The sequence below is a fragment of the Sphingobacterium ginsenosidimutans genome (genome assembly GCF_039536865.1).
Classification (GTDB): domain Bacteria; phylum Bacteroidota; class Bacteroidia; order Sphingobacteriales; family Sphingobacteriaceae; genus Sphingobacterium; species Sphingobacterium detergens.
Window position 1 is genome coordinate 187,781 of the sequence record NZ_BAAAZK010000002.1, and the last position, 19,255, is coordinate 207,035.

Genomic DNA, 19,255 nt, shown 5'->3' on the forward strand with positions numbered 1-19,255 from the left:
TAAAATTTTAGCATAATGCATTATTTAAAGATGAAATTATACAATACACTTTTAATCTGGGTATTCCTTTTAAGTACCCAGATTTCCAAAGGGCAGACCTCCTATCAGATAGCAGGTCAGATCCTCAGCGCTAAATCCGTCAGCAAAGTCTATTTATATCAAATGGATAAAGGACGGAAACTGTTGGATTCAGCGACTATCGTTGATGGCAAATTTTCATTTAAAGGACAAACAGCGGTCCCCGTCGCTGCTAGCGTACAAGTCAAAGGCATCAGAAAAAGCCAGGACCTTTATCTGGAAAATGCGGTGATCAACCTTCAGCTTTATGAAAGTTGGAACCGGCCTAATATTGTTATCGGTGGGCTAGAAAACAGCATCAAAAAGGGGTATGAACTCGACTCCCAGTACCTCCAGGACACACTTTCAAAAATCGGCAGGAATTACGAAAAAGCTAATGAAGAGGGTAAGGTTAGTCTAGGACTGCAAATGCAAGGATTCAACAGTCAGCTCGATAGTATTCGTACGAGCTATCTTGTGGCTTTCCCACAATCGCTAGCGGTACTCGATTGGTATCGGCCTTACCTCGCAGTCATGAATTACAATCAACTGGAAGAGCTGCACGCCAAACTGGATAAACGTCTTGAACGATACAGTACCTATGAGGAACTGTTGAGATACCGTCAGGAGAAAAAGAGTCAATACCTCGTTGGCCAGCAAGCACCGGCAATTACTTCAAAAACTAGTACGGGAAAGACATTTAAACTTGAACAGCTGAAAGGCAAACTTGTGCTGTTGGATTTTTGGGCAAGCTGGTGCGCACCATGCCGTATTGCCAACCGTAAACTAGTTGCAACCTATCAGCAGTACAAAGACAAAGGGTTTGAGGTTGTATCCTATTCGATGGATAACAAAGAAAAACTATGGTTAGATGCGATTCAAAAAGATGGTATTCCCTGGATTCAGGTATCAGATTTAACAGGTTTCGACAATAATACCGTTGCGCAATCCTATTACGTCAAACAACTGCCAACATTATTTTTGATAGATGAGAATGGCACAGTTGTCCAACAACATATCGACCATGAAGAATTATTAGCATACTTAAAAAAGAAATATGATCACAACTAAAAAAAGCTATTTAAGCATCGGCGCCGCGCTACTGTTTTTTACAGCACAGGCACAGGAAACAAAAGTTAGCATTGGGGGCAGAATCGAGGGCTTGGGTAATCGCGAGATTCGATTGTTAGATGCAGATATGAAAACGATCGGTACATTCCAATCCGTACAAGACAGTTTTCGGTATGAAACAAAATTAAATACTACAGATCAGCGTTTTTATGGTATCCATGTACCGAGCTTGGGTGATCTTGGCCCCTCGATGAAACGCCCGGCTATACACTTTTTGATTAGTTCAACCAAGACGGTTATACATGCCAAACTAACGAATGGAAGCCTAGAGGAGGATAAAATAATCGGTTCACCGGCCATGACGGCATTTACTGAAACTTATGATAATCTTCCCAGCACGAAACTGTTAAAAAAAAGCAGTGAAGCTTACAATCGCGCTTTTGATGCCTATAATAATCAGGCCCAGACGGAAGAAAATAAGCTGTGGCTAAAACGCGAAGGACAAAAAATTGATTCCATCTACCAGATACAGCGTAAGGAGGTTGCGGAGAAAATCAATAAAAATCCAAATTCGATGGTCTATGCGATGATTGCCAGCCAATATTTTACTCCACGCAACAATGCTACCGAGCTTCAAGAATTTCTCGGACAATTTGGTCCCGAGGTACTTCAACAAAGCTATTACCTCAAACAGATGCAGCAGTCTCTTGCACAACTTGGAAAAATAGAAATTGGGAAAAAAGCACCTGATTTTGCGCTGATATCCGACCGTGCTGCAACAGTTAAGCTGAGTGATTATAAAGGCAAATATGTCTTGCTCGATTTTTGGGCAAGCTGGTGTGGCCCATGCCGAAAAGAAATGCCGCATGTAAAAGCTGCTTTTGAAAATTTTAAACAAAAGAATTTTACGGTACTTGCGGTATCCATAGATAAAGATTCTAAAGCCTGGACAAAGGCCCTAGCGGAAGAGAATATGCCCTTCACCCAGGTCCTTGACAGCAAAAACGATCAATCAGCTGGAAAGCGATATATGGTCGAAGCTATTCCAACCAATTTCCTGATCGATCCCAATGGGGTTATTATCGCTAAAAACCTGCGGGGAGCGGAACTGGAAAAATACCTCAAGACAATATTGAATTAAAATAAATAACAATGGTCGTCATTTCAAAAATAGACGACCATTGCTGTAAATTAAAGTGTGTAAGACACTTGTTAAAATTGCCTCTTTCGTTTGAAAATGTAAAAACTGATCAGCATAAATAAGACGATCATAGCAATATTATTATAATCAAGTCTTTCAAAGCCATTATTTTCATTCATTATATCCAGGAAAGCCTTATAAGTACCCGTGTAAGGAATAAAGTCAGAGAAGCTTTTTTGAGCCACAAATACCGAAAAAACCAACATAAACATGCTTACGCCAATAGGATAAATAAAACTTCTGAATAGAAGACTTAATGCCAATTGAATCATAGAAATGGCCGACAGTGTAATCAAAAGCTTCAGAAAGGTCAAGAAAATCACCAACCTATAATCGTAATTCTGGAAACCAAGCACCGGGTAGATCAAACCCAGTATATACCCACTGATCAAGAAGGCTGCATAGGCAAATAGTATAGAAAACAGTATGGTTAGCAGTATAAAAACAGCCTTTGAAAAGAATATCTTCGATTTGTCAAGCGGTAAAGTAAACAGTACCTTATAATTGTTGTTCTTATACTCCACATCACAACAGGCATAAACAAACAATGCGACCAGAATAGGGTACAGCAAATAAAAAAACTGAAAGACATATCTTCCTAGCAATACCTTCCAGGGGTTAGGTACCGCACTTATACTGCCCGACCGGATAATATCGTATATAATATAACCATCAATCGCGAAAATAAGCAATACCGGCGCGATAAGGACACCAAAAATCTGCCGGTTTCTGAGCAATTTATATTTTTCAGACAAAAAGGCGGTATACAATGTATTAGTCATTCGAGCGGGAAATTAAGTTTATAAAAATCTGTTCAAGATCTGCACTATGGGATTCTAGCCCATAGATTTCTATGTTTTGTTGCACCAAACATTTAATCAACTGATCAAATTGATTGTCATCTGCTATTTTCACCACCACCGTCTGTCCATTGGTTCTTAACACCGAAAATTTGGCATTATTTAAAACCGTGGCCGCACGTGTAGCATCAGAAGTCCGCAATAGAGCCTCCCTTTCCACCTCACGTAACAACTCATTTTTGGTTCCTTGAAATATCATTTTTCCCCCCTCAATAATACCTATATGTGTGGCTATCTTTTCGAGCTCGCTTAGAATGTGACTCGACAGAAATATGGTCTTTCCCTGTTCATTGAGCAAGCGAAACAGATTCCTCATCTCAACAATTCCCTGTGGATCTAGCCCGTTGAGTGGTTCATCCAGGATCAATAGTTGTGGATCATGAAATATAGCCATGGCAATTCCGAGCCGCTGCTTCATCCCCATCGACAAGGTACTGGCTTTTTTCTTTTTCTCCCTTCCAAGATCTACCATTTCGAGCACCGCATCGATTCGCTTATCTCCCTTTTTGTGGATGATATCCAAATATTTTAAATTCTCAAAAACGGTTAGTTTGGTGTAATAGCAGGGTGCTTCAATGAGATTGCCCACATTTGCATAAATGTCGCTACGATAATCTTTTAAACTTTGTCCCTGGATAAAAATAGCACCAGCCTCGTCCCGTAGAAGCCCCAGAAGGAGTTTGATAGTAGTAGACTTTCCAGCACCATTACGTCCAAGGTAACCGTAGATACTTTTGTCTGGGACATGGAGGTCAATGTTATTTAAAATGGTTTTTGAGCCTATTTTAAAGTTGAGCTGTTGTGTTAGGATACTTTCCATTAACGTTCGAGATAAGTTGGTCTTTTATTTAGATCAATATAAAAAATGCCATCAATATAGTCCGTCCATTTTCTTTCCTCCTCAATGCCTTGATTGATGACTGAAACAAACGGCCCCCTGAGCTGAGTGGTATCAGGTAGTCCCCGTAGATCCAAAAAGAAATAAGGTACCCCTGTTTGATGGAATAAATTTTCAATGGCCAATTTACCGGGTTTCCCCACGATTTGACCCGCATCATTTTCCCGTCCGTAAGAACTAAAGTCAAGCATATAAGCCTGATGGCCATACTTCTTTTTAATATAGGTGCCCAAAGGAAGGTATTCTTTGTTATAAGCTGCCGAAAATGTATGGATATTGGCACACCATATAATGATTTTTTTTCCGGCATATAAAGAATCTATTTGGTATTGGAGATTTTGAGCCATTAAGGAATCCCGTAGCTGCATACTCGCCATGGATCCTGGCGCATACGACCAAGATTTTTCATAATTAGATTTTATATCCGCGAGGTATCGGTCATAAACCCGCTGTTCCTCGTCTCCGCCAGAGACCTGAAAAGCATATCTCAATTTCCCTATTTCATTTAAGAACTGTTTTTTAGCTGTAGAATCAAGTTTTCTATCCGCATACCTGGCTAGGGTCAGATACTCCAGATTGTTAAGTTCTTTTTTTAATAAGGGATAATCTTTTAGATCGATCTTATTTTTAAGGCAAAAATCCTCGAGCAACTTTGCTCGTTTATCAGCAAGTAAACGACCGGAAAACTGAATATCAAATCCACCGAGCGTAATTGGCTTGCCTAATAGTTTAGACTTTTGATAGTAGTTTATCAGTGGATCCGTTTCGTTGTTCCGCCACCAGAAATCAAATAATCCCAGACCAGCCAAAGATTTTTCAGGAAGCTGCATAGTTGGACTTTCCATTTCCTTATTCATGAGCCACATATCATATTGTCCGGCTTCATAGAGTACAATGTTATAATCTAATTTTTCGTGGAGATAGCGGATCAACCTCGATTTGGCTCGAAAAGTTTCCCCATCATCGTGCATCATTTCCCCCAACATCAGTATTCTATTATCCTTTAAAATACGATCGAATACACGGAGATCGGAAAAGTTACTATCCATCATGGAAATACTATTGATTACCGCTTTATTACGATTTACATCCACCCGCAGGGCCTGATAATTCGGTGGAAGCCGGTCATTATAAATAAGTTTATTAAAAATTAAAATAATGGCAATAAGAGCCGTTATTACGAGAAGTATACGCTTCATTCTGCACGATTAATTCGGTTTATATTTCCAGAAATAGGTAATTAAAGATACACTATTCCGAACAACTTCTAATATAAGATGATAATTTCTGTCATTTCCATAAATAATTAATAAAAATCACCTATTATTTCGAAAATAAAAAACGGTTAAGCATAAGATGCTTAACCGTTTTTTAAGAGCGCGTTATAGTGTTCAACAAACCTTCCTAAATCTCGCTTATCGCGCGATTAGTAACCTGAGTTTTGTTGTCAAGAAAGGAATTTTATAATTTCTTAGCCCGCCTTCGATGTGCTTTGGATGCTAAAGGCCGAATGCTGGCATACAGACTTTTATAGTTAACGATGGATTGTTCAACCTGTTGTATCGCACGGAGTAACTCTCCAAATGCTTCTTTCAGTTCCTCTTTGCGTTTGAGCCATTCCTGTGGATCAGTCTCACTTTCAAGTAGTCTATCTATACACTCCATCAGCATCTTATGCTGTTTTCTATCTATTCCGGTAGCCAATTTTCTATCTATTTAAGCAAGATGGACATCTGGAGCAAGAAAACCCCGGATGCCCCATCCTGTGTTACGATCTAAAATGAGTAGCGCAAGCCGAGCTGTACCTGAGCTCTTGAATTAAAATAATCAATACTATAAGGAGTTCCGGGATTGCGGAACTCAAATACAGGCCAATTTCCCTCATTCTGCTGTGGCGGAAACAGCGTCGGCGTCAGCCCCACCGAGCTGGTGGAATTGAATGTATTCGGTGAAAAGTACTGTACTCCCCATTTCCTGTAAAGTAGGTTGGTCAGATTCATCACATCAGCCGAAAATGCCAGAATATGTCCCTTTCCATTAACCGGTAGTTCATGCGCTAGTCGCAAATCGGCCTGTACATTCCAGGGCGTACGTGCTTTATTACGCTCGGTAAAATCGCCCCTTCGTCCGCTTAAGTATTCATTTGCATCAATAAAAGCATTGAAAGCGGCAGCTTGTTGTGCAGCTGTCTGCCCATCGGCAATGTCCTTAAAATATCGGATTGCTTCCGACGCTGTCGGTATATAGACCAGCGATACCTGTTGTGGTAATCCCTGTATGCTATTGTTTACAATACCATAAGTAAATGGCGAACCAGACTGCGCGGAAAAGAACAGTGTGACACTTGTCCGTCCGGCACGATGCCATAGTTTATCATAACCGACACTCGCTACAATCCGATGCCGGACATCAAAATTACTATAGGCCAGACCTGGATTGTTAGGAACCAGAGACTGATTGAGCTGCCAATTCGACTCCATGGAATTCCGTACCCCATTGGATAGATCTTTTGACATGCCGTAGGTATAGCTCGCAGTTGTATTTAAAGTTTTGTATTTCTTCGCGACCGTTCCTGTCAGGCTATATTTATACCCTTGATTGGTATTGCTCAACAAGTAAATATTCGAAAAGCGGCTATCTACCGCACCACTGTATACGGGTTGTTGGTGTGTGCGGTCATAACCGTACCAACGTGGATTATCGGAGGTATTGAGCTGCTGGAACAACACATCACTGATATTCTTGGTATAGATCCCTTCGAGCGTAAACTTCCAGTCACCGGACATTTCATAATCCATGCCTAAGCTTGCACGGAATACCTGCGGTAGCGTGAAGCCATTATCCACCAGATCGACCTGCGTTTTTCCGCTATTCGGGTCATTGACGACAGCACCATTCTGAGCAATAAAATCTGCCAGGCCATTTTCACTTGGACGTATTGCATCACTGCCCGGAGCAAAAGGTTTCTGATCTGCGCGTTGGTCAAAGGCACCGTAACTATTTCCGGTATTGTAATACGCATAAGCCAACCAGGCAAAGGGAATCCGACCTGTAAACAATCCAGCCCCGCCACGCAACACCAACTTCCGGTCCGCTGTCATCTCCCAGCGAAATCCCACCCGCGGAGACAGCTGTACCCTGTTCATAAAGTCATTGCGCAGACGGCTTAATGGGGTATATTGATATGTCGTGCCAAAATTAGGATCCGAGAGAATACTCTTCACTTTATCACTCAGTCCGGGCATCTCCGGAAGGCTTGCCAAATCTGCCCGCAGTCCGGGTGTGATCCGCAGTCGATCGTGTATCCTGATTTCGTCCTGTACATACAAACTGTACATATTAACAGCAAAATCTGCCGCTGGGTGCGCTAAAATATAGTCGCGGGTATTGTTGTTATAATTGTAGCTACCGCGCACCCGATACGGGTTGTTGCCAACAAAATCTTCGATGCTGTTGTAGTCTACCCGCCCGTTCCAGCTATTGACAAATCCGTAACGAATTTTGTACAGCTCGTTGTGGGTACCGAACAGAAGTTTGTGCCTTCCTGTGTTCCAGGTTAAATTGGCTGTAAACTCCCATGTCCGCTGCTGCATATCAAAAATACTCGCTTCGCGGTCCGTACCGATATAAATCGTCGTTCCGGGGGTACGTCCCTGAATCTGCACCTGCGGCAAGGTGGGGTCCGAAAGCGGATCACGGCTGTCATTGACAATTGTATAACCGATCACTGCATTAGCAGACAGGCTGTTTGAAAATCGGCTCTTCAGTTCAGCCACGGTGCTGCTCTGGTTATTGGTCTGTTTGAAGGCCATGCTCGAAAAGCGAAAGTCCTGTTGATCGCGGTCCATATGCGTCGCCGAACTGCGGATGGTATTATTCCGGACTGCCAACTGATGCTTAGCATTGATGTTCCAATCAATACGGTTAAAGAACTTGACCGATTTGCTCCAATTGGTATACAAACCAGCAGTTCCGGCGTCAAATAAGTTACCATAGCGTTCTTTGACGGTATTTGTTATTTTTTCCGCATCCGTCATACTCAGTATCTGCGCCGTTTCAGCTGTGCCAACTAGCAGCTGTGTCGGATCCTGCCGACGCGCAATTTCTTCGTTACTGAAGAAGAATAGTTTATTTTTAATAATTGGGAAACCGATCCGGAAACCAGACTGGTAGTCGTAGAAGTCACTGTTCATTTTTCCCAATGTACCAACCCTGTCTTTTCCGGTCAGCGCTGCATTGCGGCCAAAACCATATACGGAGCCTTCAATTTTATTTGTTCCCGATCGGGTCACAGCATTCACCGAACCGCCGGTAAAGTTCCCGATCTTGACATCATAGGGCGCAAGATAAACCTGAACATCCTGAATCGCATCGATAGAAATCGGATTGGTTCGGGTCGAGCTTCCGGCCATGCCCGAGGTACCAGTCTGTCCTCCCAAAGAAGGTGAAAAACCGATTGCATCGTTGTTGATTGCCCCATCCACAGTCACGTTATTGTAACGGAAATTGGTTCCCCCGAAACTATTGTCACGGCTTCCCTGAGGTGTCAGGCGTGTAACGTCGGTAATTGAACGTGATACTGTCGGCATATTCCTGATCTGCTCACCCGAAATATTTTTACCTGCGCCAAATGTATCGGCGCGTTGACCCCTTGCCCGGGCGCTGACGACCACCTCTTCTATCCGTTGGTTTGCTGCAGTCAGCAGGAGCTCAAGCTCCTGGGCTCCCCCCAAACGGATATAAATATCCTCCCGTATATCGGGCTGCAGCCCTACAGCTGTAGCCGTAACGCGATAAGGTCCGCCGATCCGCATATTATTGATGGTAAAGCGGCCATCTTTGTCTGCTGACAGCGTATATTTCGTACCCGAAGGTGTGTGCACAGCTTCGATGGATGCTCCCGCTATCGGCACTTTTGTCCCGTCAAGCACACGGCCCGTCAGCGCGCCAGAAGTCTCCTGAGCAAAAATTCTTGTTGGCTGTAATTGCAGCAGAAATATGGCAATAAGTATCCCTAGCCAACGATATATTGTATTTTTGATTGTTCTCATGTAAACATTTTTTATAAATCTGCGTGAATAACACACAGTCTTTAACCTTATTGTTGGAGTGTCTGTCCCATTACATGAATGACTCCATTTCCAGCAAGTACATCCATACGTAGCGGTGTTAGTGCCCAAGAATTGCCCGTGCCTTTAATGGTTATCCCCGTAAAACTATTGGGCACATTGTATTGGCCAAGTAAATTAATGGTCAGGGTCTTTTCATTCAGCATCGTTTCGGTATAACTCGTTGTTCCATCAGGCGTCAGCAAAAAATAATCCTGTGCAAACTTGCGTTCTTTGGCTATATGGTAGCTCAGTAGTTTTTTCAGTCCTACGGGGTCAGCCTTTTGGATCGCTTCCAGATCAGGATAGCCAAGTTGTTTGATCGCCATATTATTGGGAGCAAACACCGTATAATTCGTTGTGTCCGCCAGTGATTCCAATAGACCCGAAACCTTTAAAGCCTGGTAAAACAAACTGAGATCAGCATTTGCTGCCAGCGCCTGTTTCAGGTTGCCATGTACATTGGGAACCAATAAACGGTCGAGTACCTGCATTACCCCGTTCGCGGCCTTGGTATCCGCTTGCAGCAGTCGGCCGCCATTGATCGTCGTAAGCGTATCTTTTCCGCGCTTCACCCGGCTCCAATACACTTTGGTACCCAATACCGTTTCCTCCTCCTGATTCATTTTTAAATCCTTTCCTGTAAACAGCACAACATTTTTCAGGATATGGTAATTGCCCTGTTCAACGAGTTTACCCGTCGGTTCAGCATATACTACGGCTGGATTTTGATAACCAGCAGCCTTATAAGCATCGTCGGATGGGGCCAGCAAGGTGTAAGAGCCATCCTGCATCAACATTTTATTCAGCCCGCTTTTATACAGTGCCGTCGCGAGATAGGTCAGTCCAAAGTTATCCCGGACCACATCGTTTAAGGTATTTTTTTCGACCTCCGCATTTGGATTTATGGCATCCTTAGAACAGTTCACCAGGGATAACATCAATAGAATGGCGTATAGGTATTTCATTGATTTCATGTCTTTTTGTCTAATCGTTTATACGGTGTCTACTATTTTTTCTTGTGCCACATGCTAAAATCATCCGGTACGATAATCCGGTCGACAACATGAACGGGCCCCTGAATGGTGTTGATATTTTCCTCGATAATATTCACAGGCTGTTCTTTGCTTTTCATATGGCCAACCTGTATATGCTTGCCTGAATGGTAAAATCGATGGTAGATATTCTTGAACCCAGCCAGCTTTTTGTTGTCCAACATCTGCGAAAAAATAGTTGAATTATTTAGAAAACGGTCCGTTTGCACGTCAACCGTAACCATGGAATAATCTTCATTATACCCTGTCTCCAATCTCGCGCCACCGATATACTGGTACTTGAGCAGGCTATCCACCGGAGTCAATTGGTTCGTTTCATAATACCATGGGGTTTCTATCCGACCATTCAACGCCCTCAGATCAGCCTCGGTATAAATGCCCATCCGGTTGAAAGCAGCATCGGTTGGTGCAAACAGTGTGCAATGGATGACATTTCTAGGGCGCTCAGCACTATAATGAAAAGTCCCCTCGAAATAATAGTTCCAATCGAGCATAAAACGAACTGGTAAACCAAAACCTGGAAACATATTCATCATAAAATCATTGGCATACTCGATATTGTTAAGCTCCATAGCCTTTAAATACAAGGAAAAACGCCCATCCTTTACCAGAAAATCGTACATCTGCTGGCTGGGTGCTTTAAGCATCTGTTCGATAACAAAAACATGTCCCTGTGCAACGGCGAGTTCCGACCCGATTTTTAATTTCTTTCCATCAATAATCAGATTGCCTTGCTCCACACTCAGCTGTTGCCGATAGAAATAAGGTACCGTCCTAACCAATGTACCATCTCGGGGTTCACCGTCCAAAAATTTAGGATGCTTCAATAGGGTAAAAAAAGTCAAGTCCCGCCCGATCGTCGACAGCTGATCGGAACTGATTGCTCCATTGAGTACATGATAGCGTAATATGTTCTGCAAGGAGTCTTTTGTGAGCCGCTGTATTTTTGCGGCAGTATATCCGGCGGTTTCCATTGCATTATTGCCCGGTACCAAAAAGGTTAGCTTTGCCTGCGCCTGTTCGGTCGCAAGTACGTTATCCATTTCGGCCTTTTGCCACATAGCTTTAAACAAACCGGTATTGTCCGGCAGTCCTTCTAGCAGCGAAGGATATGTTGGAGCCGGAATCTCCTCGCCTACTGCATCAGGCATAAACTCTGTTTTTTTACAGGCGGAAAATAAGAGCAGGACAGCAAATATTGCAAGCGTAATATATTGATTTAAATTGCTTTTCATCGTTAATTTGTCTTAGTTGATTCCTTGATCAGTGCTTCTTCGGGCAATACCAATAGGCTGTTGATTCCATGTACAACACCATTATCCGCTTTATAATCCGTTTGATAATCCGGCTGAAAATTGCTGATCCGGAGCGGAGTATTGGCTTCAGGAGCCTGACTGTGAATAATAAAGGGCTCCATTGGTGTATTGGCGGAAATGCCAAAATAATATAATTCATCCCCCACGATGCGCGCACGATAATAAGGACTGCCGTAATAGCCTGAGCCCGGTAGTTGTCCATAGATCGCCATATCAGAAAGAAAGAAATGGTTATACAGCAGATAAACACGCGACAATCGTTTGCCATACTTGCCGGGATCCAAACGAGCGATATCATTGGCTGTTATTCCCGCCTTCTCAAAAGCCGCGTTATCGGGGGCAAAAACAGTGGTATTGACAGGTTCTCCCAGACGCTCCCAATCACCCATACGTTTGAGCAGCGCAATAAATAAGCTATACTCAGGTTTGGAATTCAAGACATCCTGTATGGTGGGATTATATTTTAGTACTTTATCAACGACATGCAACACCCCATTCGCCAATACAATATTCTGTGTCGCAGAAACTGATTTAGAGCCGTTGACATATAAGTCCGAAATTAAATTACATTCCGCACATACTTTCTGTGTTTTATAACCGATAAACAGTTCTTTTTCCATCATGTTAACATATTTGTTGTCAATGGTATTGGGTGGTACATCACTGGTATACAACCTTCGGGGCAAAATATGATAAAGCAATAACTGCCGTAGGCTATCCCGCTTCATGCTGGAGAAATCACTGGCACGAACAATCCCAAGGTCATTGAAAGCTTTATTCGTTGGAGCGAAGAGAGTATATGGTCCCTCCTCTTTGAGCAGATTCAATAAATCTGCTTGCTTCAATGCAGCATACAACAAAGTCAGGTTATAGTTGTTACCAATGAAATCGGCGGCATTGCTGTACTTGTCACTTTCGACATATACGTCCAGATCCTTATTGTTACAGGCGCAAAAAAAGAAAATATTGAAAAATAAGGCGAGCGGAACGAATACATTACATCTCATAGCTAAAATATCAGGTCTCATAATTAATAGATAGGTTGCGGATATTTACGTTGTACTGTGGTCAGAAAGGCATTGCCGTTGACGACTTCAATACTATTGACTACACCAAAAGTTCGCGGATTAGCTGTTCCTGAGTGAACATTGACGGTTAGACCGGGGAAAAAAGTATTTAGGTAATAACTGGGGGAATACTGTGCATGATCCATCAGCATATAACCAAAAGTACCGTCTTTAACAGCAGGTTCGGTAAGCCCTCCCGGGACCGATGGCGGTTCGAGATAAGATCCTGCGGTACGCGGGTCAATGGAAGGTGCAAAAAACTGGATATATTGCCAGGTATTGGAATAGACCTTATTTTTATCCTGCAAGAAGATCGGGAAACCATAATAGGGCGTCACTTTAGGGGCATCAATGTTCCGTAGCAGCCGGCCAGCATATTGATAACTAAAATTTGGAATACGCTGCTGCACCGTCGCTCCAGCAGCGTTCACACTTGGCTGAATATGCGTGATAAAAATATTCATCGTATCAAGTAACCCGTAGCGCAACGATCTTGTTGTTCCCGGCACGGGCAATTTCTGTGAAAGATCTGCCTGTAGAAAACCTCTGGCACTCAGGTTATAAAAATTAACATAAGTCAGGGTATCCGAAAAGGCCTGTTTATGAAAAGTCTCCTGACGTACATAGAGTCCATTCTCCTTTGTTTTAAAGTCCTTCTGCAGTATATGTAATGTATACACTTCACGCGAGGACAGATCAATAATTGTATCCAGAAATACTTTGCGCTGCTGCTCATCGGGCAGTTTCGCAAAAGGCACACTGCTGATCGGGCGTGCCATAAATAAAAAACGACGTTTGCCCGCAGACACCTGCGCCCAATTCGTCAGATCAAAACCATTCAAGATCGGCGCTGTGGGCACCAGTTCTTTACCCGGGTATTCTGGGTTATATTTAGAGGTGCTCAATCCGGCATGTGCCGCATTGGGTGCGGCATAAATATTCCGTTTATCCAAAAAATCACCTATCGCCAATCCGCCAATGGGCTTGCCTGATGCATCAAACTCCGGATCAATAAACATGCAAAAAAAAGGTTGCGCTTCTTCTTTATTATCCAACGTGAGTGTATAGGTCAAATTATTAAATACCCGGATATAGGCAGGGTCTTCGACGGTTCTATATTCGGTTTTTGTGCAGCTAGCTACGCAAAAAACAAACGATAACGCGATAACTGCAAAAAGAGGACTAGTTAAAATCTTGTGTTTCATAAAAATGGTTATTTCGTATGTTTTACTACCATAAATTTCGCTTTGTCGGTTTCCGTGGTGCCTTTTAGATCACCAATGACCGCGATAGAATATACACCAGGTTCATGCAGCGGAACTTTACGTCCCACAGCGGTATACAGTTTGGGATTTGCAACAAGTTGCGTACTGGACAAAGGTTTGACCTGTTGCAGCCAATCGCCGGGAATGCGTGTTGGCAGCGAACTGTAAGCCATAAACTGATAGGGACCACCCGTATCATTGGAGGCACTATAGAGCAGCGATGTATAAGGTTGCAGGATGTTTAAAATGCCAGGAGCCATATTTACACCACTATCCATTGCCCCTGTACCAAAAGGACGTCCCTCACCATTAGTGAATGTGGCATAGGGTAAAGCTGCACAGAAATTCAAGAAACGGAAATTAAACATGTAGCTGGACCGGAACCGGTCTATTGTCGCATTATTACCCCCACCTTCTTTCCCTGTATAGGCCGTTCCTGCCAAGTTATTGGCTGCTAATAACACCTTCACTTTTTTATCCGGATCCATGTAAAGCCACGCCGTATAATTTTGTCCGGCCTGTAGTTCGGCATCGATGGCAGCCAAAACTTGTCCTGAAGCTGTTTCAATAACAATAGGCTGTTGACCAGCGACCACAGGGAAATAATCTGATGCTTTGCCATAGGCTGTGGTAGCCGTGGTCTGTCCCTTTGCCCGCAGCACCGCATCTTGTCCTGTGATGGTATTAGCAAGCTGTATCTGTGCATATGTCCGATTGAGTGGCTCGCTGATATCGGCGATAATCTGGAACCCATTTTGCAGTTCGCTGATATCATCCGTACCCGTGGTCCAGGTAAATTCTTTCGGATGGACAACAATAGTATAGATACCGCCGGGCTGGAAAGTCTGAACCGGTGCATAGGTCTGGCCAGAAGACATTCGGCTAATCGCACCGCCCCCCATTTCCATTGTTGAATTGAAACGGTCAATATTATTGTAATAGGTATGCCCGACAGCCGGAATCTGCCTACCATCAGCCGTCAGTAGTTTAAACTGATAGGTACCATAAGGCAGTTCCACATAATCAGACCAAGCATCGCTTACAATCCTTGTTGTGCTGTTGCTCACGGGGGTTCCATCAGCATAAGTTAGTGTAATCGGACCCGTAATGTCTTCCATGGAGCTGGTAGGCATCAATTTCTTGGCGAAATTAATAATCCGGATTTTAAAATAATCCGGACGCTTCGGAGCGGTCACACTGCGTGGTACCTCTACCAGCCTATCCGGTTTCTGTACCCGGCTTTCGTGATTGATCAGCAGGTAATAGTCCTTCGGAGCGTCGTAAGAATCGCGGACCGTAAATTCGACATCATGAGAGGCAATCGTCTTCGTTGGTATCGGCACAAAGGTTGTCCTAAAACGTACCGTGCCATCGGTCTGAAAGAGATCTTGCGGTACGGTCCAGCTCTGCCCCAAGCGTCCATCTTTCGGAAAATAGCGTGTTCCCGGTGGCGTCAGCTCCTCGGGTGGAATATAGCCCGAACGCTGTGGGGGCACAAAGAAATTTGTCAGACTGTCGCCATTGGCAATCAGCTGCGCATTCTCGGATAAATTGACCAAACGTGTATTCGAGGCCTTTTGAGCATCGGGGTTAGGTCTATAGTCAAAGGTATAATCTAAATTTTCCCGTTTACAGGAGATGACAAAAATACTGACCAACAGCAGTTTGACCTGCATCAGGGATATCCATCCCATCGCATTCAAGCGTTGCCCATTTGTTCCTTTTTTTTGCTGTTTCATACTTATAAAATGTTATAGGTAAATCCAACCATAATTTCTGTACCGCGTTTGTAACTCCGGTTTAGGTATTCGCGTCCATACCATTTGCCACCTGTATCCGGATTGGCATAGACCGTTTTGATAGCCGGATTCAGCAGATTCTTTGCATAGCCTTTAAATAGCAACCTCCTATTCAACTTTTGGCTGAATACCAGGTCCAACATGGAAAATGGTCGTGTATAGAGGTCTGGCTCACCCGTAAGATTGATCTGCACCAGCCTTTCACCTACTGTATTGTAAGTCGCTGTGATATCCGTACCCCATTTTTTATTGTTATAATTCAGCCAGGCATTGATACTATAGGGTGCCTGCTCAAAGAGCGGGCTATTGGTCGGTGCATTCCGGTCTATAGACCAGTTGGCAGCAAGCCGCTCCGGTGTTTTCTTAATATTGCTCTGCGCAAGCAGCAGATTGGATCCCAAGAAGAAATCATGCGCGGGTTCCCAGAATGAGCCTAAGTTTTTCACCAGTTCCAGTTCAACTCCATAAACCCGGCCCCGATTGGGATCGTTCTGAAATTGGATGATCGGAAATTCCGGGAAAGTAGCGGCCAGTCCCTGGGTTTGCAAACTGAATACCTTCACGAGCTGGTCATTGATTTCTTTCCCGAAGGCCGAGACAGCAATGACTTCGCCGCTATTGGGAAACCACTCCCAGCGGAAATCCAGGTTTTTGGTCGACTGGTTTTTTAAGTTTCTGTTTCCAACGACCAAGCCCATCTGGAAAGCGTCAAATTCGTAAACATTGGTAATTTCCCGTAATTCAGGTCGTGCCAATGTGGTATTGAAGGCTACCCTAAAGTTCATGTTCTCGTTGAGGGTATAGGTTGCATTGACTGAATAATACGGTTTGTAGCCCTGCTTATAGGCCGAATTGGGATTCTGTGGATTCAGGTTTACAGTCCCGTTGGCATTGGCTGCTGTTAGTGATGGATCCAGATACACATTTGCCGTATCCACCGCGGACTGTATATTGGTATTTTCAAAACGCAATCCACCAGCAACACGGAGTTCGTCCGTCAGTTTCAGGTCCAGCATCCCATAGAACGCATTGGTTTCATAAAATCCGGTGTAATTGTTTGGTGATTTTTGGATGTTGTACAAGAAGCCCCCCACAGGAAAGTCTCCTTCGCCTACCCCGCCTGTAGGTACGCGCACACCAACCACCTCATTGCTGACCAGACGGTTCAGATTACCTTCCACATCATACAGCGGAATCGAAGAGAATTTACCGGGACCATAAGTGCCATAACTTGTAAAATTAGATCCAGGCAGAAACAATACGTTTTCGCCAAATTTTCGTTCTCGGTTCAGGTAGTTGAAACCTGTTTTAAATTCCTGTTTATGGCCCAATAACTTAAAAGGAATCGTCAGATCAGCTTTGTAATTATAATTGGTTTCGTCCAGATTCCGCCAGCGCCGTCCATTCGGATCAGCCTGAAGAATACCGAAAGGACCAAATCCATTGACATAGCCCGAGCTTAACGCATAATAGCGTTCTGTATAAACATAGTCTATATTGCCCGTATTCGGGAGATGTGAAATATTTGGCCGTTCAATGGCACCGCCATAGCGCGGTTTGTAGTCCACCATATTGACAAAACGATAATCGGGATCATTCTGATTGGATTTGGAAGAAGCCATATTGTAGCTCAGGCGTGGGGAATAATCACTTTTTAAAAATTTATGTTCGCCCTGCAGATTGAAGGTATGCAGGGTACGAAAAGTCTGTTTTAGCGAGTAGGTGGTACTGTTTACTTCACCGGGCAAGCCTGCATAGAAATACCCGCCACGCAGATTGGTTGCCGTATTCTCCCCACCCCAACTGCCTAGGTACTGAAAACTCACTTCATGTCTAGGATTGAAACGATAGGTCAGACCACCCAATAGGCCATAGTTGAGCGTTTCTACGCCTGTGTTTTCCTTATAGGTCTGGTATTTTCCCATCACAATATTATTGGTGGTGGTAAAATTGGGGATCTTGCGCTGGCTATAGATATAGGGGCTACCTGTGACCACACCTTGGTAGATGCTATATTGCGTCAGGTCTCCGTCGTAGATATTGCTTGTCCGTCGGTAATAGTTTCCGCCGAGGATCACGCCCAATTTATGTTTATCAAAAAGGGTGTAACTGTTACCAAAGGTCGCGGAATACAATTGATTGAGTGGTGCTCTTTTGGTCTGCGAGGTCAATACGGGATCAAATCCCTGCATAATGCCATTGATGCGATTGACTTCCTGGCGCACTTCGGGACTATAATTGCTGGAGGCAATCAGCTGCTGAATCGAACTTAGACCATTGGGATATTGTTTGGATAGATTCAGAAAGTCATTGGAAAGATCTTTCTTATTGATTGCCGTACCTAATACGCCCATGTCGCTATTCCAGAAACTGTTATACTTGCCGCCAACCCCAATATTGGAATTAAAGCCTGTCTGCGCAATCACTTCAAACGTCATCTTTTCCGGTACCGATTTGGTTTTCAGTTCGACAATACCCGAAGCCGCATCGGCAGGCTTATCGGGTGTAACGGTCTTATAAACCGTAATATTATCCAATAATGAAGCCGGGACCAGATCCAGTGGAATAGCACTGCGGTCAGGATCCGAAGATGCCAACCGCACGCCATTCAGCTGACCGATCACCGAGCGGTCTCCCAGTCCACGTACAGCCACATATTTGTCATCCGTTATGGTTACTCCGGTCACACGTTGTAAAGCCTGTGTTGTGGTGATACTACCGGTACGCTCGATCAATTGCGCTGAGATGGCATCCTGTACAATGGATGCTTTGCGGCGTTCTTCAAGTACTGATGCTTCGGTATTCGCTCTTTTTCGGGCCTGTACGGTAACTTCGACCTCCTGCAATGCTGTACTCAAAGATTGTAGCCGAACGGTTATATCGACCTGTTTCGCACTGACGACCAACTCCTTACGCTGATACCCCAATGAGGTTAAAACCAATACCCCATTTTGTCCGGAAATTCCGATAGTGAAATTTCCATTTGCATCCGTTGACGTCGAATTCCTGGTATCCTTGACGCTCACCGAAATTCCAGCCAATGCCTGTCCTGTACTTCCGTCCAGTACCCGTCCACGGATCGTAGTGGTCTGCATCCAACGTTTCGTCTTTTTTTCATCACTGGGACTTTCCAAATCCGTACGCCGAATTGTTACAATTCTATTCTTTACCGTGTAAGCAAATGGGAGCTTTTCAAAACAGCGTTCCAACACCTGCTCTAGGGGTGCATTTACCACATTAATCGTGACGCGTGGCGCATGATCAAAGATCTCTGCATCATAAAAAAAATCGTACCCCGTCTGCACACTAATCTGTTCCATCAGATCAGCCAAAAGGGTCTTTTGCTTATTAATAGTTAGGCGCTGACCATATGTAGCTGCACTTAAATGTGCTAGTACACAGGTTAATAATACCATGGTGATTTTCATAACACGCATGACTTGATGAAAATTCATACTTTTGTCTTGTAGTTATAGTAAATGTTAAAAATTGACGACACATCTTTTTTAATGACTTTAGCTATTTTGGGCGGTGATGTTGGTAGCATCGCCGCTTATT

The 19,255-nt window shown here is 43.8% G+C and carries 13 protein-coding genes; 2 read left to right on the top strand and 11 right to left on the bottom strand.

The genetic code is table 11. The annotated features are described in order from the left end of the window. The first annotated feature begins 30 nt into the window (after nt 1-30). On the top strand, nt 31-1,128 hold the full coding sequence (locus ABFX33_RS00680) for a redoxin domain-containing protein (protein ID WP_346083608.1): 1,098 nt from the start codon (nt 31-33) through the stop codon (nt 1,126-1,128). Continuing rightward, a complete protein-coding gene (locus ABFX33_RS00685; RefSeq protein WP_346083609.1) occupies nt 1,115-2,269 on the top strand; it encodes a peroxiredoxin family protein in 1,155 nt (384 codons plus the stop codon). Before ABFX33_RS00680 ends, ABFX33_RS00685 begins: the two co-directional genes overlap by 14 nt. Nucleotides 2,270-2,340: 71 nt before the next feature. Here the strand turns inward: ABFX33_RS00685 and ABFX33_RS00690 are convergent, their stop codons facing one another. From ABFX33_RS00690 to ABFX33_RS00740, 11 genes are all read right to left on the bottom strand, one after another. After that, nucleotides 2,341-3,111: an ABC transporter permease gene (locus tag ABFX33_RS00690; protein ID WP_346083611.1), complete on the bottom strand. Its 771-nt coding sequence runs from the start codon at nt 3,109-3,111 to the stop codon at nt 2,341-2,343. Further along, complete coding sequence (locus ABFX33_RS00695) at nt 3,104-4,009, bottom strand: ABC transporter ATP-binding protein (protein WP_346083612.1); 906 nt, start codon at nt 4,007-4,009, stop codon at nt 3,104-3,106. Before ABFX33_RS00695 ends, ABFX33_RS00690 begins: the two co-directional genes overlap by 8 nt. Beyond that, nucleotides 4,009-5,286 (bottom strand): erythromycin esterase family protein, encoded by a 1,278-nt coding sequence (locus ABFX33_RS00700; protein WP_346083613.1) that lies wholly within the window; start codon nt 5,284-5,286, stop codon nt 4,009-4,011. Before ABFX33_RS00700 ends, ABFX33_RS00695 begins: the two co-directional genes overlap by 1 nt. Nucleotides 5,287-5,548: 262 nt before the next feature. Continuing rightward, nucleotides 5,549-5,791: a hypothetical protein gene (locus tag ABFX33_RS00705; RefSeq protein WP_346083614.1), complete on the bottom strand. Its 243-nt coding sequence runs from the start codon at nt 5,789-5,791 to the stop codon at nt 5,549-5,551. Between the two features lie 71 nt (nt 5,792-5,862). Further along, on the bottom strand, nt 5,863-9,138 hold the full coding sequence (locus ABFX33_RS00710; RefSeq protein ID WP_346083615.1) for a TonB-dependent receptor: 3,276 nt from the start codon (nt 9,136-9,138) through the stop codon (nt 5,863-5,865). Between the two features lie 47 nt (nt 9,139-9,185). Then, the gene (locus ABFX33_RS00715) at nt 9,186-10,163 is read right to left on the bottom strand and encodes a fasciclin domain-containing protein (RefSeq protein WP_346083616.1); all 978 of its coding nucleotides are present in this window, start codon (nt 10,161-10,163) and stop codon (nt 9,186-9,188) included. A gap of 41 nt (nt 10,164-10,204) precedes the next feature. Beyond that, the gene (locus ABFX33_RS00720; protein ID WP_346083617.1) at nt 10,205-11,485 is read right to left on the bottom strand and encodes a fasciclin domain-containing protein; all 1,281 of its coding nucleotides are present in this window, start codon (nt 11,483-11,485) and stop codon (nt 10,205-10,207) included. Nucleotides 11,486-11,487: 2 nt separating this feature from the next. After that, a complete protein-coding gene (locus ABFX33_RS00725; protein WP_346083618.1) occupies nt 11,488-12,573 on the bottom strand; it encodes a fasciclin domain-containing protein in 1,086 nt (361 codons plus the stop codon). Between the two features lie 23 nt (nt 12,574-12,596). Further along, nucleotides 12,597-13,838: a hypothetical protein gene (locus ABFX33_RS00730; RefSeq protein WP_346083619.1), complete on the bottom strand. Its 1,242-nt coding sequence runs from the start codon at nt 13,836-13,838 to the stop codon at nt 12,597-12,599. Between the two features lie 8 nt (nt 13,839-13,846). After that, nucleotides 13,847-15,637 (bottom strand): hypothetical protein, encoded by a 1,791-nt coding sequence (locus tag ABFX33_RS00735; protein ID WP_346083620.1) that lies wholly within the window; start codon nt 15,635-15,637, stop codon nt 13,847-13,849. Between the two features lie 2 nt (nt 15,638-15,639). Continuing rightward, nucleotides 15,640-19,152 (bottom strand): TonB-dependent receptor, encoded by a 3,513-nt coding sequence (locus ABFX33_RS00740; RefSeq protein WP_346083621.1) that lies wholly within the window; start codon nt 19,150-19,152, stop codon nt 15,640-15,642. Nucleotides 19,153-19,255 lie beyond the last annotated feature (103 nt).